General features: G+C 73.7%; 15 protein-coding genes. 4 read left to right on the forward strand and 11 right to left on the reverse strand.

Annotated elements, in window-relative coordinates; translation table 11 throughout:
- Positions 1–152 precede the first annotated feature (152 nt).
- From ACLQ26_RS30720 to ACLQ26_RS30735, 4 genes are all read right to left on the reverse strand, one after another.
- Positions 153–3,590 carry an ATP-dependent helicase gene (locus ACLQ26_RS30720; RefSeq protein ID WP_425747850.1) on the reverse strand — a complete coding sequence of 1,146 codons (3,438 nt, stop codon included), beginning with the start codon at positions 3,588–3,590 and terminating at the stop codon, positions 153–155.
- Positions 3,587–7,282 carry an ATP-dependent helicase gene (locus ACLQ26_RS30725; RefSeq protein WP_425747851.1) on the reverse strand — a complete coding sequence of 1,232 codons (3,696 nt, stop codon included), beginning with the start codon at positions 7,280–7,282 and terminating at the stop codon, positions 3,587–3,589. The genes ACLQ26_RS30720 and ACLQ26_RS30725 overlap by 4 nt, the downstream gene beginning before the upstream one ends.
- Positions 7,283–7,413: 131 nt before the next feature.
- Positions 7,414–7,959 (reverse strand): TIGR00730 family Rossman fold protein, encoded by a 546-nt coding sequence (locus ACLQ26_RS30730; protein WP_425747853.1) that lies wholly within the window; start codon positions 7,957–7,959, stop codon positions 7,414–7,416.
- Positions 7,959–8,822, reverse strand: coding sequence for a TIGR00730 family Rossman fold protein (locus tag ACLQ26_RS30735; protein WP_425747854.1), 864 nt, complete (start codon positions 8,820–8,822; stop codon positions 7,959–7,961). The genes ACLQ26_RS30730 and ACLQ26_RS30735 overlap by 1 nt, the downstream gene beginning before the upstream one ends.
- A gap of 154 nt (positions 8,823–8,976) precedes the next feature.
- Between ACLQ26_RS30735 and ACLQ26_RS30740 the strand changes: the two genes are divergently transcribed.
- Positions 8,977–9,153 carry a hypothetical protein gene (locus ACLQ26_RS30740; RefSeq protein ID WP_007464846.1) on the forward strand — a complete coding sequence of 59 codons (177 nt, stop codon included), beginning with the start codon at positions 8,977–8,979 and terminating at the stop codon, positions 9,151–9,153.
- Positions 9,154–9,254: 101 nt separating this feature from the next.
- Here the strand turns inward: ACLQ26_RS30740 and dapE are convergent, their stop codons facing one another.
- Positions 9,255–10,328, reverse strand: coding sequence for a succinyl-diaminopimelate desuccinylase (dapE, locus tag ACLQ26_RS30745; RefSeq protein ID WP_425747855.1), 1,074 nt, complete (start codon positions 10,326–10,328; stop codon positions 9,255–9,257).
- A 78-nt stretch (positions 10,329–10,406) separates the two neighbouring features.
- Between dapE and dapD the strand changes: the two genes are divergently transcribed.
- Positions 10,407–11,366: a 2,3,4,5-tetrahydropyridine-2,6-dicarboxylate N-succinyltransferase gene (gene dapD / locus ACLQ26_RS30750; protein ID WP_425747856.1), complete on the forward strand. Its 960-nt coding sequence runs from the start codon at positions 10,407–10,409 to the stop codon at positions 11,364–11,366.
- Positions 11,367–11,417: 51 nt separating this feature from the next.
- On the opposite strand, the gene ACLQ26_RS30755 is transcribed toward dapD, so the two are convergent.
- The gene (locus ACLQ26_RS30755) at positions 11,418–14,768 is read right to left on the reverse strand and encodes a S8 family serine peptidase (protein WP_425747857.1); all 3,351 of its coding nucleotides are present in this window, start codon (positions 14,766–14,768) and stop codon (positions 11,418–11,420) included.
- Between the two features lie 137 nt (positions 14,769–14,905).
- On the opposite strand from ACLQ26_RS30755, the gene ACLQ26_RS30760 reads away from it, so the two are divergent.
- The gene (locus tag ACLQ26_RS30760; protein WP_425747858.1) at positions 14,906–15,463 is read left to right on the forward strand and encodes a sugar O-acetyltransferase; all 558 of its coding nucleotides are present in this window, start codon (positions 14,906–14,908) and stop codon (positions 15,461–15,463) included.
- Positions 15,464–15,704: 241 nt separating this feature from the next.
- Here ACLQ26_RS30760 and ACLQ26_RS30765 read toward each other — a convergent pair whose 3' ends face one another.
- The 5 genes from ACLQ26_RS30765 to fdxA are packed head-to-tail and all read right to left on the reverse strand — an operon-like array spanning position 15,705 to position 19,543.
- Complete coding sequence (locus ACLQ26_RS30765; RefSeq protein WP_425747859.1) at positions 15,705–16,352, reverse strand: nucleoside/nucleotide kinase family protein; 648 nt, start codon at positions 16,350–16,352, stop codon at positions 15,705–15,707.
- Positions 16,352–16,999 (reverse strand): SIMPL domain-containing protein, encoded by a 648-nt coding sequence (locus ACLQ26_RS30770; RefSeq protein ID WP_425747860.1) that lies wholly within the window; start codon positions 16,997–16,999, stop codon positions 16,352–16,354. Before ACLQ26_RS30770 ends, ACLQ26_RS30765 begins: the two co-directional genes overlap by 1 nt.
- 10 nt (positions 17,000–17,009) lie before the next feature.
- The gene (locus ACLQ26_RS30775) at positions 17,010–18,098 is read right to left on the reverse strand and encodes a prephenate dehydrogenase (RefSeq protein WP_425747861.1); all 1,089 of its coding nucleotides are present in this window, start codon (positions 18,096–18,098) and stop codon (positions 17,010–17,012) included.
- A gap of 15 nt (positions 18,099–18,113) precedes the next feature.
- Positions 18,114–19,220, reverse strand: a complete 1,107-nt coding sequence (dapC, locus tag ACLQ26_RS30780; protein ID WP_425747934.1) for a succinyldiaminopimelate transaminase — start codon at positions 19,218–19,220, stop codon at positions 18,114–18,116.
- The gene (gene fdxA, locus ACLQ26_RS30785; protein ID WP_007464872.1) at positions 19,217–19,543 is read right to left on the reverse strand and encodes a ferredoxin; all 327 of its coding nucleotides are present in this window, start codon (positions 19,541–19,543) and stop codon (positions 19,217–19,219) included. The genes dapC and fdxA overlap by 4 nt, the downstream gene beginning before the upstream one ends.
- A 79-nt stretch (positions 19,544–19,622) precedes the next feature.
- Here fdxA and ACLQ26_RS30790 point away from each other — a divergent pair, with 79 nt between their 5' ends.
- Entirely contained in the window at positions 19,623–20,576 is a 954-nt protein-coding gene (locus ACLQ26_RS30790; protein WP_425747862.1) for a GNAT family N-acetyltransferase, read from the forward strand.
- Positions 20,577–20,676 lie beyond the last annotated feature (100 nt).

Consider the following 20,676-nt stretch of genomic DNA (forward strand, 5'->3'; position numbering starts at 1 on the left):
GCGCGAATCGCCTGTCGCTTCTGGTCGCCCCGCCCGGAGAACTCCGGACACAACAAAGAGCGCCTGGGGCCACAATCCCGCCAGGCGCACACAGAGTCTCTGGTAACCAAAACTGCAACCCGGTCAACCTACCACGGATTTTCCCGTGGTGGTCAAACTTGGCCAGAATCTCCGGGCAGATGGGTGATCATGGCGGTGAGCCCGGTCACATCCAGCAGGTCGGCGGGCCGAACCGTCACGCCGTGCCGGACGTAGTGGAAGGCCGCGCCCACCCGGTCGACAGGCACGCCGGCCAGCTCGGCCCACGCCAGCCGGTACACGGCCAACTGCACGGCCGCCACGTCCGCCGCCGGCCCGGTGGGCCGCGCGCCGGTCTTCCAGTCGACCACGTCGAACCGGTCGCCGGGGCGGGCGAAGACGGCGTCCATCCGCCCCCGGACCACCACGCCCGCGATCACCGTGGCGAACGGCACCTCCACCTCGACCGGCACCCGGTTGGCCCACTCGCTGGCCAGGAACCGCTCCTGCAATTCGACAAGCGCCTCGTCCGGCGCGGCGTCCGCATCCGCCGCGCCGGGCAGCTCGTCCAGGTCGAGCAGGCGGTCCGCGCCGAAACGCTGCTCCAGCCAGGCGTGGAAGGCGGTGCCCCGGCGTGCGTACGGGTTGGGCTCGGTGGGCACCGGACGGCGCAGCGTACGGGCCAGCGCCGCCGGGTCACGGCGCAACGCCACCAGCTGGGTGACGCTCAACTGCCCGGGCAGGGCCACCTCGACCGCGCCGGACAACCGGGTCAGCTCGGCCCGCTCGGCCAGCAGCAGATCCGCCTCACGACGCCAGCGGGCCACCTCCGGGTCCACCTCCGGCTCGACTGTCACCATCGGCCCGGCGACGACCGGGCCGACCGGCGCGGCAACCATCGAACCGACCGAGCCGACCGGCCCGACGCCCACCGAGGCCGGGCCGTCGGTCATCAGGCGGCGCACCAGCCCGGCCGCCTCGGCCAGCGCCGGCCGACGGCCGCCCAGCGGGTCGGCCGGCCACTCCGCGCGCAGCACCACCTCTGCCGTCGGGTTCGAGGCGTCCGGGGTGGGCTCCGGCGCCCACGCGTCGACCAGGTGCCCCGGGCCGCCGTCCAGGCAGGCGTCGTACACCTCGCGCAGGAAGACCGACGGGCCCCGCGGCCGCTTCGTCCCCTCCCCCCACCAGTACCCGGAGCACAGCAGCAGCCGGCGCGGCCGGGTGACAGCCACGTACGTCAGCCGGCGCTCCTCCCGCTCGTCGTGGGCCCGCCAGGCGTCGGTGAAGTCGCTCACCGCCCGGGCCACGGCCCGCTGGTCGGCCGCGTCGTCGAGCGCCAGCTCGGGCAACCCGTCGGCGTCGCCGCGCAGCGGGAACGGCAGCACACCGAGCCCGCCGAGCCAGTGGTCGGAGTTGCGCACCGGTCCGGGCCACGAACCACGACACAGCCCGGCCACCGCCACCACGTCCCACTCCAGCCCCTTCGCGGCGTGCGCGGTGACCACCTGCACCGCGCCCTCCACCACCTCGACCTCGCCCGGGGCGAGACCGCGCTCCTCGTCCTCGGCGGCGGCCAGGTAGGACAGGAAACCGGAAAGCGTCGCGCCGGGCGTCTCCCCGCTGAAGCGGGCCGCCACGTCACCCAGGGCGTCCAGGTGCCCCCGGGCCAGGCCGGCGTCACCGGCGCCGTCGCGACCGGCACGCACCGCGACCTCCACGTCCAGGCCGATCGTGCGTTCGATGTCCGCGATCAGATCCGGCAGGGCCTGGTCCAGGCGGTACCGCAACAGGGCCAATTCCATGCCGTACGCGCGCAGCCGCGCGAACCCCTCCGCCGAGTACGCCTGCGCCGGGCCGAGGTCGGCCAGCGCCTCCACCAGGGTCGCCTCGTCCAGCAGATCGGGGCTGATCTCCGCGTTCTCGTCGGCGGCCACCTGGCGTCGAGCGTTGGCGATGGCCCGGGCCCGCCGGTGCAGTGCCACCAGGTCACGTGGCCCGATCCGCCAGCGGGCACCGGTGAGCAGCCGCAGCAGCGCGGCCCCGTCGGTCGGATCGGCAAGCACCCGCAGCGTGCACACCACGTCGCGGACCTCGGGAGTGTCCAGCAGACCACCGAGGCCCACCACCTCCACCGGCAGGCCGCGCTCGCGCAGCGCCGACTCGATCGCCGGGATCTGACTGCGGACCCGGACCAGGACGGCGGTGGTCGGTCGCTGCGCCACCGGTATGTGCTCGGGCGCCGCGCCGGGCATCCGGGCCGCGCCGCGCCAGGCGGCGAGCACGCTGTCGGCGATCCACGCAGCCTCGTCGGCGTACGTGGGCAGCAGCGCGCAGTGCACCGTCCCGCCGGCCGCCCCGCCGGGGCTGCGGTGCGGGATCGGGTCGCGGACGGTAAGCGCGGAGCGCAGCTCCGGCACCCGGGCGCCGGCCGCGCGCAGCGGGGTGGAGAGTGCGTTCGCCACCCGGAGGATCTCCGGACGGTTACGCCAACTGGTGGTGAGCCCGAGCGCCGGGGCCGGCTCACCGTCGGCGCGGGCGAACTCGGTGGGGAACCGGTCCAGGGTGCCCGCGCTGGCCCCCCGCCAGCCGTAGATGGACTGGCACGGGTCGCCCACCGCCGTCACCGGATGCCCGCCGCCGAAGAGCGCGTTGAGCAGCACCACCTGGGCGTGGCTGGTGTCCTGGTACTCGTCGAGCAGCACCACCCGGAAACGGTCCCGCTCGATCTCGCCGACCCCCGGATGATCCCGGGCCACACGCGCCGCCCGGGCGAGCTGGTCGGCGAAGTCCATCGCCTCGAAGTCCTCCTTGCGCCGGGCGTACGCCCGCACCAGCGGCAGCAGGCGCAGCCGGGTCTGTTGCAGGGTGAGTGCCTTGCGCACGTCGGCGTACACCCGGCCGGGCCGCGACTGCACCTCGGCGAAGAACCGCCCGGTCCAGGCGGCCAGCTGGTCCGGGGCGACCAGGTGCTCGTCCAGCTCCCCGGCGAGCGCCAACACCGCGTCGGTGATGGTGCTCGGCATCCGGTCGACCTCGGACATGTCGCCGTCGTAGTTGCGCACCAGCAGGTCGACCAGCTGCCAGCGGGACGCCTCGGTGAGCAGTCGGGTGGACGGCTCGTAGCCGGCCCGCAGACCGTGCTCGGTGACGATCCGGCCGGCGTACGAGTGGTAGGTGGAGACGGTGGGCTCACCGGCGAGCGGGTCGTCCAGCGGGTCGCGGCCCTGCCGACCGAGGCGGCGGATGAGCTGGTCGAGCCGGGTACGGACCCGGTGGGCCAGTTCGCCGGCAGCCTTGCGGGTGAAGGTCAGCCCGAGGATCTGCTCCGGGCGCACGTACGAGTTGGCCACCAGCCAGACCACCCGCGCGGCCATCGTCTCGGTCTTGCCGGACCCGGCCCCGGCCACCACCAGCAGCGGCTCCACCGGGGCGGCGATGATCGCGGCCTGCTCCCGGGTGGGCGCCGGCAGGCGCAGCAGTTTGGCCAGCTCGACCGGGGTGTACCGGGGCCCGGAGTCCGCCAGCCGGGGTGTCGGCGCGGGGCCCGCGCCGAACAGGGTGGGCTGGGTCATGGGTTCTCCGGAGGACGGACGGTCGGCGGCTCGACCACCTGGCGCCCCTGCCCGGAGACCGGGCAGCTGGTGCGCACCGGGCAGACCCGGCACTTCGAGTTGGCCACCGCGGCGAACGTGGCGGCTGCCATCGTATCGGCGGTCCGCCGGACCAGCGCCGTCGCCCAGCCGGCCGCCGGGCCCTCGCCCGCCGCCGGCTGGTTCTGCTCCCGGGCATCCTTCGCGGAGGTGCCGAGCTGCACCAGCGCCGCGCCGCCGGACTCGTCGCCGAACTCGGCGAACGCGCCCGCCTCCACCGCCGCCTGGTACGCGCCGAGCTGCGGGTGCTCGGCCAGTTCGGAGCCGGTCACCGCTGTCGACTTGCCGGTCTTGAGGTCGATCACCACCAGTCGGCCGGCCTCGTCGACCTCCAGCCGGTCGACCCGCCCGGTCAGGTCGACGGGTCGCTGCGGATCGTCCAGGCGGACCGCGAACTCGTGCTCGATGGCGAGCAGCCGGCGCGGGTTGGTGGCCAGCCAGCGCAGCAGCTTGTCGACCATCGCCTCGGCGCGCTCCCGCTCGGGGCCGGCCATCCACCTGGCGGCCAACTCGATCGCGTCGAACCGGGCGGCCACGTAGTCGAGCAGGGCACCCCGGTCGGCGCTGGCGTCCTCGGCGAGCATCGCGGCGGCGTGCACCAGGTTGCCCACCCCCTGCGCGGTGCTGGTCGGGCCGCTGCCGCCGTGCCGTTCCAGCAGCCAGCGCAGGCTGCACCGCAGCGCGCTCTCCATCGCCGAGGGAGTGACCCGCACCGGCGTCCCCTCCTCGACGAGCGGCCGGTCGTCGGAGAGCGCCCGCAGCCCCCACCAGTCGTCGGGGTGCGCGCCGGGCACACCGGCGGCGGCCAGCCGCGCCAGCTCGGCCGCCGCGGCGCGCCGCCGGGCCGCCGGCGCGGCGGGGTCGGTGATGGCGGTACGCAGTTCGGCGACCAACGCCGGCAGGGTGAGCGCCCGGGGCGGCCGGGTGACGGGCAGCGCGCCGGGCTGGTCCTCGTCGCCGTCCTCGCTGGTTGAGGCGGTCGCGCCGCCGCCGGTCGCGCCATTGCCGGTCGCGCCTGTGGAGGCAGTGCCATTGCCGGTCGCGCCGCCGCCTGTCGCGCCGCCGTGGGACTCGCCACTGCCGGTCGCTCCGTCGATGGCGGGGGCGTCGCTCGGTGAGCCGGTGACGGACTCGCCACCCGGAGGGCCGGAACGCGGGCCGGGCGGGGTAGGCGGCGTGCTCGGCGGGCCCGGCGGCGTGCTCGGCGGCGTGCTCGGCGGCGTGCTCGGCGGGGCGCTCGGCGGGGCGCTCGGCGGGGCGCTCGTGCCCAGCTCGTGCAGGAAGCGGCTGGGCTGCTCCTCGTGGTCGTCGCCGCCGACCGCCGCCGACGCCACAGCGCTGACCAGCAGGCGGTGCCGGGCCCGGCTGATGGCGACGTGGAAGAGCCGGCGCTCCTCGTCGAGCAGGGCGGAGGTCTGCCCCACCACGTTGGCCGCCCGGGCGCCGCCGACGGATCGGCCGGCCAGCACGTCGACAAGCCGCTCCGAGCCGAGCAGGCTGCCGCGCAGGCGCAGGTCCGGCCAGATGCCCTCCTGCACACCGGCGACCGCGATCAGGTCCCACTCCAGGCCCTTCGCCGCGTGCGCGGTGAGCAGGCGGACCGCCGCGCCCCGGTCGGCGGTAGGTGCGATCGTGTCCGCGGGCAGGTCCTGGGCGAGCACGTGGTCGAGGAAGACCTCGGTGCGGGCGCCGGGCAGCCGGTCGGTGAAGCGGGCCGCGGCGTCGAAGAGCACCAGCACGGCGTCCAGGTCCCGGTCGGCTGCCTCGGCTCGCCGGCGACGGGCCACGTCCCCCTCGCCGGCCACCGGCCGCCCCTGGGCGATCGCGCCGGCCCAGCGCTCGGCCAGCCCACTGGCGTCCCAGACCTCCCAGAGCACGGTCTCGGCGGTCGCGCCGGGTTGGGCCGCGGCGTCCCGGGCGGTGGCGAGCAGCCCGGCCACCGCCTGCGCCGGCTCGGCCCACCGCCTGTCGATGCCGGCCAGCTCTGTCGGGTCCTGCAGTGCCTCGACGATCAGCTCACCGGACGGGCGGCGGTCACCGCCGGCCAGCGCCAGGGCACGCAGGCCCTGCCGGAGCCGCCGTTCGGCAAGCGGGTCGGCCCCGCCCAGCGGAGAGTGCAGCAGCGCGACCGCTGCCTCCTCGTCCAGACGGGCCGGCTCCAACGCGCAGCGCAGCAGGAGCAGCAGCGGCGCGACCGCCGGTTGCAGGTGCAGGGGCAGGTCCTCGCCGTGCACCACGGTGGGGACGCCGGCGGCGTGCAGCGCGCGTTGCAGGGTGGGCAACTGCAACGCGGTGGATCGCACCAGCACCGCCATCCGCGACCACGGCACGCCGTCGAGCAGGTGCGCGGTGCGCAGCGCGTGGGCGAGCCAGGCGGCCTCGCTGGTCGCCGAGCGGAACGTGTGCACCTCGACCACACCGGCCGGCGCCTCCGGCAACGGGTGCAGCCGGCGGTGCGCCATCGGACCGCGCAGCCGGCGGCCCAGCCGGGCCATCGCGGCGAGCAGGACCGGGCCGGCCCGGTACGACGTGCTCAGCAGCACCTGGGCGGCCGGCGCGCCGGAAGCCGTCCGGAAACGGTGCCCGAAGGTGGTCACCCCGGCCGGGTCCGCACCACGGAAGGCGTACGTGGAGGAGTCGGGATCGGCGAACGCGACGAGCGACTTGCCGCCGCCGGCGATGACCGAGAGCAGTTCGAGCTGGGCGGGATCGGTGTCGGCCAGCTCGTCGACGTACACGTGGGCGAGGCGGCGGCGCTCGGCGGCCAGCAGCTCCTCGTCGTCGCGCAGCAGACCGGTGGCGGCCCGGACCAGCTCGGCCGGGTCGTACGCGATGGAGCCCCGGTTGCTGACGTCGCGCAGCGCGAGCACCGCGACGTACTCCCGCAGGAAGCGGGCGGCGGCCGGCCAGTCGGCGCGGCCGAGCTTCTCACCCAGCCGGGCCAGGTCGACCGGGCCCACCCCGCGCTCGGCGGCGCGCATGAGCAGGTCGCGCAACTGACCGGCGAAGGCCCGGGTGCGCAGCGCCGGACGCAGGTCGTCGGGCCAGCCGACCGGGTCGTCCTCGGGCTCCTCGCCGACCACGTCCAGCAACTCGCGAATGATCAGATCCTGCTCGGGGCCGGTGAGCAGGCGGGGCGACGGCTCGCCGCGTTCGGCGGCGGCCCGGCGCAGCAACCCGAAGGCGTACGCCGGGAAGGTGCGTACCAGCGGCTCGCGCAGCACCCGGTAGCCGTCCTGCGCGACCCGCGCCTCGATGCGTTGACGCAGCGCGGTGGCACCACGACGACCGAAGGTCAGCACCAGGACGCGTTCGGGATCGACCCCCTCGGCGACCCGGGCGGCGACCGCCTCGACGAGGGTGCTGGTCTTGCCGGTGCCGGGACCGCCGAGCACCAGCATCGGCCCGTCGGTGTGCCCGACGACCTCGGCCTGCACCTGATCGGCCCGGAAGCCCGGGTCACCGCTCGCCGGCCCTGAGTCGCCGACGGACCCAGGCTCAGCGGCGAGGGAGGCGCCGCCGTCGACGGACGCACCGCCGCCAGCGGGCAAGGTGCCGGCCCCGTCCCCCCGCGCCGGCCCCGCGGACCGTCGCACCAACCGGTACGCCTGCATCACCAAATCCCATCACGCCCATACGACACCCATTCGCCCCAACCTCACCCCATCCACCCCCGTCGATCATGCGGTTGGCGGCACGACACGCCGACGGCCCTGCCGCCAACCCCATGATCGGTGGTCCGGAGTCAGGGTAGGGCGGACTCCAGCGCCTTCAGGGCCTCGGGGACCGTGGCGACCACGGTCAGCAGGTTGCGGCCGGCGGGTTTGAGGAAGTGCTGGTCGGTGAGGCTGGTGAGCCAGTCCAGCAGGGGCCGGTAGAAGCCGTCGGCGTCGATCAGCACCATCGGCTTGGTGTGCTGGGCGAGGGTGGCGGTGGTCCAGACCTCGAACAGTTCGTCGAGGGTGCCGAGCCCGCCCGGCAGGGCGAGGAACGCGTCCGACCTGTCGAGCATCAGGGTCTTGCGGCTGGCCATCGAGTCGGTCACCAGCAGCTCGTCCGAGGCGAGGTCGGCGACCTCCAGATCGACGAGCGCCTGTGGGATGACTCCCACGGTGCGCCCGCCTGCGGCGCGGGCGCCGTCGACCACCGCGCCCATCATGCCGACGCAGCCGCCGCCGCTGACCAGCGTGTGCCCGCGCCGGGCCAGCTCGGCGCCGGTCTCGGCGGCGAGGTCGAGCCAGCGTTGGTCGAGGGTACGGGACGAGGCGCAGAAGACGCAGACCGCCGCCATCAGCCCTCCCGGGGCCGGTCGGCGGCCTGCTCGGCGGCGGCCTGCTGGTCGGCACCGGTGCGGGCGACCGCCTCGTCGCGGACCGCGTCCTGCTCGACGGAGAGCGCCGCCTCGGCCTCGACGATGTGTCGGACGGCCGCGTTGACGTCGTCGGTGAGGCAGATCAGATCCAGGTCCACCGGGCCGATCTTGCCGCTGGCTGCCATGGTGTCGCGCAGCCAGTCGAGCAGCCCCTGCCAGTAGGCGACCCCCATCAGCACGACCGGGAACCGGGTGACCTTGCCGGTCTGCACCAGGGTGAGCGCCTCGAACAGCTCGTCCATGGTGCCGAAACCGCCGGGCAGCACCACGAACGCCTGCGCGTACTTGACGAACATGGTCTTGCGGGCGAAGAAGTAGCGGAAGTCGATGGCCAGGTCGACCCAGTCGTTGATGCCCTGCTCGAACGGCAACTCGATGCCGAGCCCGACGGAGAGCCCGCCGGCCTCGGTGGCGCCCCGGTTGGCGGCCTCCATCACGCCCGGGCCACCCCCGGTGATCACCGCGTAACCGGCCCGCGCGAGCGCGCCGCCCATCTCCTCGGCGAGCCGGCACTCGGCCGTGTCCGGGCCGCTGCGTGCCGAACCGAAGACGCTTACCGCCGGCGGCAGGTCGGCGAGGGTGTCGAAGCCCTCGACGAACTCGGAGAGGATGCGCAGCGCCCGCCAGGCGTCCCTGGTCTTCCAGTCCTCGCGGCCGCGCGAGTCCAGCAACCGCTGGTCGGCGGTGCTGCTCGGGATCGCCCCCCGGCGCAGCGTGACGGCGCCCCGGTGTCGCTCCCGCCCCGGGCCGCGGCCGGCCTCCCGCCCGTTGTTCTGGCTCATGAAGCAACCGTAGTGGAGCCGCACACGCCGGGGGCGCGGGCTACCGACGCCGGGAAATAGTTCGCGATCAAGGGCAACTATTTGGCTTCCCCGTACGTCTTACTATTCACATACCGGGTATGCCCCGGCGCGCGCCTTCGGGGGAGGAGACAGCGTGATCAGCAACAGCGAGATGATCCGGATCCGTCGACAGATGCAGCGACGGATCCACGATGTGGTGGCCGAGCGCCGCCGCACCCGCGATCTCGACCCCGCCCTGTCGCCCGCCGCCGCCACCACGGGATCCGGAGCCGATCAAGAGGTTCGCGCCGCCGACAACGGGCCAGGCTGACGCGAACCTCTTGATCGCCGGGAACGGGGCCGAGCGGCCCGACCGGAGCGGGCCAGACCGGCTCAGGCCGGCCCGAGCGGAGCGGAGCGGATCCGACCGGCTCAGGCCGGGGCGAGCCAGCGGTGCAGGGTCGCCGCGCCGTCACGGATCTTGCTGATCTCGACGTGCTCGTCGGGGTGGTGGGCGAGGTTCGGGTCGCCCGGGCCGAAGTTCAGCGCGGGGATCCCCATGGCCGCGAACCGGGCCACGTCCGTCCAGCCCAGCTTGCCGATCGGCGCGGCGCCGACCGCCGCCAGGAACTCCTTCGCCGGGGCCGCCTCCAGCCCCGGGGCGGCACCCGCCGCGGTATCGGTCACCCGCACCTCGAAGCCGGCGAACACCTCACGCAGGTGCGCCTCCGCCTCGGCCGGGGTGCGGTCCGGAGCGAACCGGTAGTTGACCTCGATCTCACAGAGATCGGGGACCACGTTGCCGGCCACGCCACCGTTGATCCGTACGGCGTTCATGCCCTCGCGGTAGTCGCAGCCGTCGATGGTGACCCGTCGCGCCTCGTACGTCTGGAGGCGTCGCAGCACCTCACCGGCGGCGTGGATCGCGTTCACGCCGTGCCAGGAGCGCGCCGAGTGGGCGCGTACGCCCGTCGTGGTGACCACCGACCGCATGGTGCCCTGGCAGCCCGCCTCGACGATGCCGTACGTCGGCTCCAGCAGCACCGCGAAGTCCGCCTCCAGCCACTCCGGGAACGCCTGGGCGACCAGGTTCAGCCCGTTGTAGCGCGACTCGATCTCCTCCGCCTCGTAGAAGAAGTACGTCACGTCGTAGCGCGGCTCGGGCAGCGTCACGGCCAGGTGCAGGGCGTACGCGGTGCCGGACTTCATGTCGGAGGTTCCGCAGCCGTACATCAGGTCGCCGCGCATGGTCGACGGGAAGTTGTTGTTCAGCGGCACGGTGTCCAGGTGACCGGCGAGCACGACGCGCTGCGACCGGCCGAGGTCGGTGCGGGCCATCACGGTGTTGCCGTGTCGGAACGTGGACAGGTGCGGTACGCCCCGCAGCACCTCCTCGACACAGTCGGCGATCGCCTTCTCGTTGAGGGACACGGACTCTATGTCAACCAGTACGCGGGTCAGCTGCACCGGATCGGCGAGGACCTCGGGGGTCAGCGGGTTCTCCATGGTTCGCACGGTACCTTCAGGTCTGTCAGCGCGAGGAGCGAGCCGAGGCCGGCCTGGCCGCGACCGAGAGGTGTAACAGTGACGTCCGCAGATTCCGCCTGGGGCATCGGCCTGGCCACCGTCACCGCCGACGGGCAGGTGCTCGACACCTGGTATCCGACCGGCAAGCTGGGCCTGGGCGAGCTGCCGTTGGTCGCCGGTGAGGGCGAGTCGGACGTGCTGGACCTGCCGCCGGGCGCGCTTGGCGACCGACCGCTGCCCGGTCTGCGTACCGTCCAGGTGGTCACCGTGATCGGCTCGCTGGACGACCCGATCAAGGACGCCTCCGACGCGTACCTCCGGTTGCACCTGCTCTCCCACCGCCTGGTGCGACCCAACCAGCTCAACCTCGACGGCATCTTCGGCAAGTTGGCGAACGTGGCCTGGACGTCCGCCGGGCCGTGCCCGCCGGAGCGGGTGGACGAGCTGCGGGTGATCGAGCGGGCCGCGGGCCGTCACCTGGCGGTGTACGGGGTGGACAAGTTCCCCCGGATGACCGACTACGTGGTGCCCTCCGGCGTGCGGATCGCCGACGCCGACCGGGTCCGCCTGGGCGCGCACCTGGCCGCCGGCACCACTGTGATGCATGAGGGCTTCATCAATTTCAACGCCGGCACGGCGGGCACCTCCATGGTCGAGGGGCGGATCGTGCAGGGCGTGCTGGTCGGCGATGGCTCCGACATCGGCGGCGGGGCCTCGATCATGGGCACCCTCTCCGGCGGCGGCACCGAGAAGATCAGCATCGGTGAGCGGAGCCTGGTCGGCGCGAACGCCGGCGTCGGGATCTCACTCGGTGACGACTGCGTGGTCGAGGCCGGCTGCTACATCACCGCCGCGTCGAAGATCACCCTCCCGGACGGCCGGGTGGTCAAGGCCCGGGAGTTGTCCGGCGTCGACGGCCTGCTGTTCTGGCGCAACTCGGTCACCGGCGGGCTGGAGGCCCGGCCGCGCACGGGCCGGGGCATCGAGCTGAACGCCGCCCTGCACGCGAACGACTGACGGCCCCGCCGGGTCCGCGGCACTCGGCCGCGGACCCGACAGGGGTACGCCTTACCGCAACCGGTACGCCTGGATGATCCGTTCGGTCACCGTGTTGCCGGCGGTGTCCCGAGCGGTGGCCCGCAGCGACACGTGGCCGGCACCCGCCGGATGGCGCAGCACTGCCAACCAGCTGTCGCCGGAGGCCCGGACAAGCGTCGCGTTGCGCCAGGTCTTCCCGCCGTCGTACGAGACGTCGACGGTCAGCTTCTCCACCCGGGCGGCCGGGGCGCCGGGCTGCCGCTGCACGCGCACCGGAACGACGAAGCCCTGACCGGCCGGAGCGCTGTTGTCGGCGCGCAACGGCGGCGCGAAGTGCACCGCCGACAGGGGCAGCCGGGCCGGCGTGTCACCTGCGACGTGCCCGGACCGGAAGGTCCAGGTGGACTCCACCTCGGTGCTCAGGTCCGTGACGCTGCGCTTCGCCGACGTGACGAGCCGGTAGTTCGCCGTACCGGGTGGCACCGTGAACTCGCCGTAGCCGGAGTACTCGCTCTCGCCGACCAGTTTGCCGTCGCGCCAGAGCTCGGTCCGCTCGCTGTCGACGAGCGACGCGCCCGGGTGCCCGGCGGCGTCGCTGAACATCGGCAGGCCGACCAGGATGGTGTCACCGACGCGGGTGACGTTGTCCTCGGGCCAGCGCGGAGCCGGGAACGACGGCCCGTACGGTGCCTGGTTCCAGATCTCCTGCACGGTCCGCCCCGCCCGGTACGCGGTCGGGACGGAGAAGAGCGCCGTCTGCGGGTTCAACCAGCCGTCCTCGTCCCGCGTTCCGAAGTAGATGTCGGACTCCCACTTGACGCCCCTGGTGTTGTAGTGCTCGACCCGCTGGCCGGGCACGTCTGTGGGCAGGACCAGGGCGGAGCCGCCGACGTTGTACTCCAGCACGGGGTACACGGTCCGTTCGGCCTCCAGCCCGGGAGCGCCACCGCGGAACTGGTGCACGACGGTGGCCAGGTCCCGCCGCGTGTAGTTGCGGACGAACCCGGTGGGCAGTCGGCCCGGGATCGCATCGGCCAGCGCGTACAGGTAGGGACTGCTGGCCGTGTCCGGCTTGGTCCACTGGCTGCTGATAGTGGAGACGAACCGCTCGTCGGAGACCGGCTTGCCGAGTTGACCGCTGGTCAGGCCGGTGAACGTGTCCGCCCAGATCCCGATGGTGTACGAGCTGCCGTCGTCGGCAGTGAAGTTGCCGCTGACGTCGATCAGCTCCGGGGTGGCGCCGCGCTCGGGGATTGTCGTCCGCACCGGCTTGGTCCGGCGGGCGTCCACCACGATCCGGGTGTCCCGGTCGACTGTCAGCTCGGGCTGCGCCAGCACCGACATCCCACCCTGCTCATCGTCGGGTGCGGGCTCTGAGATGAGGCTGGTCAGGCCGTAGTGCCCCTTGGGCACCCGCACGGTGGCCACGCCGTCGGGGCCGTAGAGGTCCCACCAGGCGAAGGTGTCCAGGCCGACCAGGCTGCTCGAGTGCTCAGCGGCGCGGGCGCCGGCACGGTTCAGGTGCTCCACGGTCAGCGTGTAGCTCTCCACCTCCCGGTGCACGGCCAGCGGGGTGACCGCGACCGCCGTCCCGGATCGGGCCACGATCCGCCCGGTCCAGTAGCCGTCGGCGTCGCCGAGCCGGGTGTTCGCGGTGACGGTCGTGGCGGCCGTGCCGCCCGCCGGCACGGTGAGTCGGTTGGCGCCCAGGACGAACAGGCCGGCCGGTAGCGCGCGACCGTCGGGGCCGGCGCCCTCGACGCCCAGGTCCACGGTGACCGGTGCCGGGCCGTCGTTGCGCCAGGTCACCGTGCGGGTGATCGGGGTGTCGTCACCGTGCGGCCAGAGCGTACGCCCGAACGAGACGCTCACCGGGTCGGTGGTGATCTGCTCGGTGATCGCGTGCGCGACGTCGACCCGCCCGGCGCCCTGCTGGTAGGCGGTCTGGTCCGGCTGCGGCTTGGCGGCGGCCATCAGGGTGGCCTTGAGCCGGTCGGCCTGCCATCCCGGGTGCTGCTGGGCCAGCAGCGCGGCGGAACCGGCCACGTGCGGGGTGGCCATCGAGGTGCCGGAGAGGGTGACGTAGCGGTCCCCCACCGGGTCGCCGATGACGCCGGTGGCGGACCGCGCGGCCACGATGTCGACGCCGGGCGCGGTGATGTCCGGCTTCAGCGCGTCGTCGCCGATCCGGGGGCCCCGGCTGGAGAAGTCGGCCAGCTTGTCGTCACGGTCCACAGCGCCCACGGCGAGGGCGGCGTCGGCGCTGGCCGGGGAGCCGACCGAGCCGTCCGAGCCGTCGTTGCCGGCGGCGAGGACGAACAGTGTGCCGGTCTGGGTGGTCAGGGTCTGCACCGCCTCCTCCAGCGGGTCGACCTCCGGGGTGTCCCAGCCGCTGAGGCTCATGTTGACCACCGCGGCGTTCTTCTCCACAGCGGCCCACTGCATGCCGGCGAGGATCGCCGAGTCGCTGCAGCCCTGGTCCTCACAGACCTTGCCGTCCAGCAGCGTCGCGTCCGGCGCCACACCCCGGTACTTACCGCCGGAGGCCGCGCCGGTGCCGGCGATGGTCGAGGCAACGTGGGTGCCGTGGCCTACCGTGTCCCGAGCGTCGGGGGCCTCACTGAAGTTGCGTGCCTCGGCCACCTTGCCGGCCAGGTCCGGGTGGGTCGCGTCGACGCCGGTGTCCAGCACCGCGACTGACACTCCCTTGCCGGTGAACCCGGCCGCCCAGGCGGCCGGCGCGCCGATCTGCGGCACGCTGTGATCCAGGGTCACCCGGCGGCGGCCGTCCAGCCAGATCCGCTCGACGCCCCCCGCCGCGTCGACACGGGCCCCGGCGGGAGCGGTGGTGACCGTCGTCCAGACCGCGCCGAGGGAGGACTTTCCGGTGGTCAGGGCGGCGCCGCGAATCGCCGGCAGGTCGCGGGTCACCCGCGTGCCGGGCAGCGCGGCCGGGGTACGCCGGGCGGTGCCCGTCGAGCCGTACGACACCAGCAGCGGCAGGGTGTCGCGGTGGGCGTCGTCGTAGCGCGCCTCGACCAGCCCGGTGACGTCGAACAGTCGCCGGTCCACCCGGCCCGAGCGCAGCAGCGGCAGCGCGTCCGTCGGCGTCACCGAGAGGCGACCGTGCTGGCGCTGGACCAGGAACCGCACCCCCTCGCGGCCGGGGCCGCGGTGGACCGAGGCGCCGGCAGCCGTGACCGTGACCCGGTCACCGGTGATCAGCGTGACGGTGGTCGAGCGGTTGGCGATGGGCCCACCCGAAGTGGACTGTTTGCCGGCGCCACCCGGCGGGGCTGCTGCGGCGGATGCGGGGACCGGCGCGGAGAGCGCCAGCGCGGATACGAGGCCGAGAGCGGCCAATCTTCTTGCCTGGTGCAACGGATCCTCCTCGTCAAGCGTCTTGATGTACGGGAGTCACATTGACAACCCAGAATTGCATACCGCGTATGCAAAAAGAAGGCCGAAAGATGACGGACCCGCCACAAGCCGACGAAGTAAGCCGGCATGATCGGGCGGTGACCTCCATGAAGGACAGGATGCTCGCGGGCGAGCCCTACCTGGCCGACGATCCCGAGCTCGTCGCCGACCTGGACCGGGCCGCCCGGCTGATGGAACGCTTCAACACCAGCTCGGCGGCGGATCCGGTGGCACGACTCGCGGCCCTGCGCGACCTGCTCGGCAACCTGGGCGAGGACACCTGGATCCGTCCACCGTTCTCCTGCGACTACGGCTGGAACATCAGGATCGGCCCGCGCAGCTTCGTCAACTACAACGCCATCTTCCTCGACGTCGCGGCGATCACCATCGGCGCGGACGTCCAGGTCGGACCGAGCGTCCAACTGCTCACGCCCACCCACCCCGTGGAACCCGACCCGCGCCGCGACAAGTGGGAGGCCGCCAAACCGATCACCATCGGCGACAATGTGTGGCTCGGCGGCGGCGCGATAGTGCTCGCGGGCGTGACGATCGGTGCGAACACAGTCGTCGGCGCCGGAGCGGTGGTGACCCGCGACCTACCCGCAAACGTGGTCGCCGTCGGCAACCCGGCCCGACCGGTCCGCGAACTCGACTAGCTGGACGAGTAAGTCCCAACTCTTGCGGCCGGCGGCCGGCGGTTACCGTCGGTCACCTCCGTGGAGGCGGACGCGGTCGTCAGCGGTATACCTCAGAGTCATATTCATACCTCTGCGGTATACCGCTCAACAGCACATCGACACGGCGGGCAGCCAACGGCGACGGCCACCGCCCCTCGTCACAACCGCCCGCGACCGCTGACATGACCCGCGACGACCGCGGCCAGTGAGAGCGACCCGCTCAATCCACCGACGGATCGGGCAGGCGAACCACCAGGTCCGCTCGCTCGGCCGTGGGAGTGACGCGGGCCGCGTTCGCCTCGTCGCTGCCCAACGCCCAGGCCCGTGCCTGCTCCGGTGACCGCCCGTACGCCTCGTGCCGGGCGGTCAACCGGCGCTGGCGCAGCTCGGCGTCCAGGTCGAGGAACCACACCTCGTGCAGCAGCGTCCGGACCTCCTGCCACGGGAAGTCCGGAACCAGCAGGTAGTTGCCCTCGGTCACCACCAGGCGGACCGACGGCGGCACCTCGATCGCCCCGGCCACCGGCTCCTCGATCTCCCGGCGGAACTCCGGCGCGTAGACCGAGGTCGGCTCCAGCCGGCGCAACCGGCGCAGCAGTGAGACGTACCCGTTGGCGTCGAAGGTGTCGACCGCGCCCTTGCGGTCGGCGCGGCCCAACCGGACCAGCTGCGACTGGGCCAGGTGGAAGCCGTCCATCGGCACCAGCCGGGCGCTCGGCCCGACCTCGGCGACGATCCGCTCGGCCAGGGTGGACTTCCCGGCACCGGGCGCCCCGGTGATGCCGAGCAGTTGCCGCGGGCCCGCGTCGGCAAGCGACAGCGCCCGCGCCACCAGCTCGTCGACGGCCAGCACCCGGGCCGGCGGCATCAGCCCAGCACCGGATCGCTGATCGTGAACCGTGCCTGCACCGCCGCCTGCACGGTCTGCGGCTGCGGGTCCAGCTCCAGCTCGGGCACCCCGCCGCCGGAGCCCCCGACGTCGAAGGCCGCGCGGGCGAACATCGGCCGGTCCCCCGGGCCGACGTCGGCCAGCTCGATCAGCGCGGTGACGCGGGCGCCGAGCGCCTCCGCGTACTCCCGGGCGCGCACCAGCGCGTCGCTGATCGCGGCGTGCCGCGCCTCGCGGTGCGCGGGGCTGTCCGGGCGCAGCTCCCACCAGGGACCGGTCACCGAGACCTGGTCCTGGTCGGCCAGCCGGAGCATCAGCTCACCGAGAGCTGTGAAATCGGTGACGGTGACAGTCGTGGTGACGCTGCCGAGCCAGCCCACCACGCGCTCGCCCGAACGCTTGGTCTGCGGCCGGACCCACAGGTCGCCGGCCTCCCGCCCGGCCACCGCCGGCTCGGAACCGTCCAGCAGCACCCGGACGGCGGCGGCCCGCTCGGCGAGCTGCGTCAGCGTCGCCTCCCGATCCCGACCGCGGGCCGTCACGACGACCGCGAACCGCGCCAACTCGGGCGGCACCTCCCGGGTCACCTCGCCGCGCACCTGCACCACTGGGCCGTCCGTCGCCATGCCTGCCAGCCTAGTCAGCCACCGGCAGCCACGCCGGGTAGGAGACCACGTCCGGGTCGATCCGGCAGCCGGTCAGATGGCCACCGGCGTCGCCCAGCCCGCGCAGCCAGGCCACCTCGGCGGCATGGTCGCCGCCGGCCGGGAACTCGCGGTCCGCCGGGGCGAACCGGCGACCCCGCAACGCCGACCGCGCCGCGCCGGCCTGCGCGTACCGGGCGGTCAGCCCCGTGGTGTCGCCGGCCCGCAGCGCGTCCGCCAGCTCATCCAGGAGTACGCGCACCTCGGCCAGCTCGTGCAGCACCCGTTCGCGGTTGCCGAGCAGCATGTTCGCCGTCCGCTCGGCAGGTGTGCCGGCGACCCGGGTGCCGTCGGAGAAGCTGCCCGCGGCCAGCGCCAACACCGCGTCGCGTAGCGGCGACCGCTGCACCGCCCCGGCCAGCGCGCCGGCCAACACGTGCGGCACGTGCGACGCGAGCGCGGCCACCGAGTCGTGCGACGGCGCGGACATCGGCACCACCCGCGCGTCGAACAGCTCCACCAGCAGGCCGGTCAGCCAGCGGAAGGCGATCGTCGCCGCACCCGCCGCCGGGCAGAGCACCCAGGCGGCGCCGGTCAGCAGCGTCGGGGAGGCCGCCGTCAGGCCGGCGGACTCCGCGCCCGCCATCGGGTGCCCGGGCACGAATTGGTAGGCGAGCCCCAGCCGGTCGGCGGCCGCTGCCACCTCGGCCTTGGTGCTGCCGACGTCGGTCAACACACAACCCGGCGCGGTCAGGTCCGCCACCCGGGCCAGCGTCCGGGGCAGGGTGGGCAGCGGACCGCAGAGGAAGACCACGTCCCGCCCGGCGACGGCCTGCTCGACGGTCTCCGGCGCCGACACACCTCGGGACCGTGTGTGCTCCCGGGTGGTCGGGTCGGGATCCCAGCCGGTCACGTCGAGGCCAGCGTCGCGCAGCCGCAGCAGCACCGAACCGCCGATCAGGCCGGTGCCGACGACCGCCGCCCGCACCCGGGCGTACGGCCCGTTCGGCGCCGGACGTGGACCACCTGTCGACGTGCCGGCCCCGGCATCCGGCGTCGGGACGGTCGTGCCGTCGGTCATCGCCGGCCGCCGGGCTCAGGCCCGCAGCCGGCCGGCGACCGCGGCGACGTGCTCGTCGGACTCGGTCAGCGCGACCCGGACGTGCCGCTGCGCGGAGGGGCCGTAGAAGACACCCGCCGCGACCAGGATGCCGCGCCGGGCCAGCCAGTCGACCGTCTGCCAGCAGTCCTCGTCACGGGTGAGCCAGAGGTAGAGGCCCGCCTCCGAGTGCTCGACAGTGAAACCGGCGCCGGTGAACGCGGCGGCGAGCACCTCGCGCCGGGCGCGGTAGCGCTCCCGCTGCTCGGTGGCGTGCCGCTCGTCCTGCAACGCCGCCACCATGGCGGCCTGCACGGGCGCGGGCACGATCATGCCGGCGTGCTTGCGGACCTTCAACAGCTCGGCGACGAGAGCCGGATCGCCGGCCACGAACCCGGCCCGGTAGCCGGCGAGGTTGGACCGCTTGGAGAGCGAGTGCACGGCGAGTACCCCGGTGTAGTCGCCGCCGCAGACCTGCGGGGACAGCACCGAGACCGGCTCGGCCGACCAACCCAGCGGGAGGTAGCACTCGTCGCTGGCGACCACCGCGCCGCGTTCCCGGGCCCAGTCGACAACCTTGCGCAGGTGCGCCGCCGGCAGCACCCGCCCGGTCGGGTTACCTGGCGAGTTGACCCACACCAGCCGGACGCGCGACGTCGGCCCGACCGCCGTGAGCGAGTCGGCGCGTACCACAGTCGCACCGGCCAGCCGGGCCCCGTCCTCGTAGGTGGGGTAGGCGATCGACGGCACGACCACCACGTCGCCGGGGCCGATGCCGAGCAGGGTGGGCAGCCAGGCGACCAACTCCTTGGAGCCGATGGTCGGCAGCACGCCGAGACCGTCGACGCCGGCGCCACAGGCCCGGGCGACCCACGCGGCGATCGCGTCGCGCAGAGCCGGTGTGCCGGCGGTCAGCGGGTAACCCGGGGCGTCGGACGCGTCCGCCAACGCCTGACGGATCACCGCCGGAACCGGGTCGACAGGCGTACCCATGGAGAGGTTGATCAGGCCCTCCGGATGCGCCGCGGCCAGCGTGGCCGCGGCGTCCAGGGTGTCCCAGGTGAACTCGGGCAGCCGTGCCGAGACCGGCTCGGGCCGGTTCAGTGGCCCTCGCCGCGCGGCGGCTGCGCGGCGACGAAGGTGGCGTCCTTCTCCACCTTGCCGATCTTCGAGGCGCCACCGGGCGAGCCCAGGTCCTCGAAGAACTCGTAGTTCGCGCCCGTGTAGTCCTTCCACTGCTCCGGGACGTCGTCCTCGTAGAAGATCGCCTCCACGGGGCAGACAGGCTCACAGGCACCACAGTCGACGCACTCGTCGGGGTGGATGTAGAGCATCCGGTTGCCCTCGTAAATGCAGTCGACCGGGCATTCCTCGATGCATGCCTTGTCGAGCACATCCACGCACGGCTCGGCGATGATGTAGGTCACCGGTCTTCTCCTCCGCAAGACGCGCCGCGATCTCCCGCGACGGTAAGAGCCTAGTATCTCGCCGGGGAGGGGGTCGATCGTGCTCCGACAGCAGGATGTGGGACACCGGATCGTGGTCCGCCGGATTGTGGGGATTCGCGAAGGCCGCCCGCTGTTTTCCGATGCCCTCGGCGAGCTGGTGGAGTTGAGCGAGACTCATCTCACCCTCGCCACGGCCCAGGGCCCGCTACGGGTTCCGATGGCGCAGGTGCACCGGGCCAAACGAGTGCCGCCGACCCGCCGGCCGACTGCCGCCGCGGTGGTGGCGCTCGAACGGGCCGCCGACGAGGCCTGGCCAGCGCCGACGCGCGGCCGGCTCGGTGACTGGCTGCTGCGCTCGGCCGAGGGGTGGACCGGCCGGGCGAACTCGGCGCTGCCGATCGGCGACCCGGACCGGCCGCTGCCGGCGGCAGTGGACGCGGTCGAGCGCTGGTACGCCGACCAGGGCCAACCCGCGATGATCAACACACCGCTGCCGCTCGCCGCGCCGGTCGGCGCCGAGCTGGACGAACGCGGCTGGGACAGCCGCCCACCCACACTCGTACAGACCGCGCCGCTCCCCCTGGCGACGCCCGGCGCCGCCTCGGTCGGTGCGGTCATCGAGGTGGCGACCGCGCCGACCGACGAGTGGCTGGCCGTCGCCGCCGGCCGCAAGGGCGGCCTGCCGGATGCCGCCCGCCACGTGCTCACCGCCGTGGACCAGATCCGCTTCGCCCACGCGTACGTCGACGGCACGCTGGTGGCGATCGGGCGGGGCGCGGTGACCGGTCAGGGGCGCTGGTTGGGGCTCAGCCTCATCGAGGTGCTGCCGCCGCTACGCCGGCGGGGGCTGGCCCGGCGCGTCATCGACACGCTTGTCGAGTGGGGCGCCGCGGCCGGCGCGACACACGCGTTCCTGCAAGTGGAGCAGCACAACACAGCAGCGGTGGCGCTCTACCGGACGCTCGGCTTCACCACCCACCACACCTACCTGACCCGGGTGGCGCCGCACTGACGCGGTGATCTCGCGTTCCAGGAAATCGGGGCATCCGAGCCGCCCCGACACCACGACTTCCTGGAAGCCGAGTCGATCAAACGGCGCGCGGCCCCGGCGC

Source organism: Micromonospora sp. DT43 (assembly GCF_049841645.1).
Taxonomy (GTDB): Bacteria; Actinomycetota; Actinomycetes; order Mycobacteriales; family Micromonosporaceae; genus Micromonospora.

Excerpts from the sequence above, each read along its gene's own strand:
- ACLQ26_RS30720 (WP_425747850.1), bottom strand. The coding sequence starts at position 3,590 with ATGACCCAGCCCACCCTGTTCGGCGCGGGCCCCGCGCCGACACCCCGG.
- dapE (WP_425747855.1), bottom strand. The coding sequence starts at position 10,328 with ATGGAGAACCCGCTGACCCCCGAGGTCCTCGCCGATCCGGTGCAGCTG.
- ACLQ26_RS30765 (WP_425747859.1), bottom strand. The coding sequence starts at position 16,352 with ATGCCGCCGGCCCGGGTGCTGGCCGTCGACGAGCTGGTGGCGCGGGCG.
- ACLQ26_RS30770 (WP_425747860.1), bottom strand. The coding sequence starts at position 16,999 with ATGGCGACGGACGGCCCAGTGGTGCAGGTGCGCGGCGAGGTGACCCGG.
- ACLQ26_RS30725 (WP_425747851.1), bottom strand. The coding sequence starts at position 7,282 with ATGCAGGCGTACCGGTTGGTGCGACGGTCCGCGGGGCCGGCGCGGGGG.
- ACLQ26_RS30730 (WP_425747853.1), bottom strand. The coding sequence starts at position 7,959 with ATGGCGGCGGTCTGCGTCTTCTGCGCCTCGTCCCGTACCCTCGACCAA.
- ACLQ26_RS30735 (WP_425747854.1), bottom strand. The coding sequence starts at position 8,822 with ATGAGCCAGAACAACGGGCGGGAGGCCGGCCGCGGCCCGGGGCGGGAG.
- ACLQ26_RS30775 (WP_425747861.1), bottom strand. The coding sequence starts at position 18,098 with ATGACCGACGGCACGACCGTCCCGACGCCGGATGCCGGGGCCGGCACG.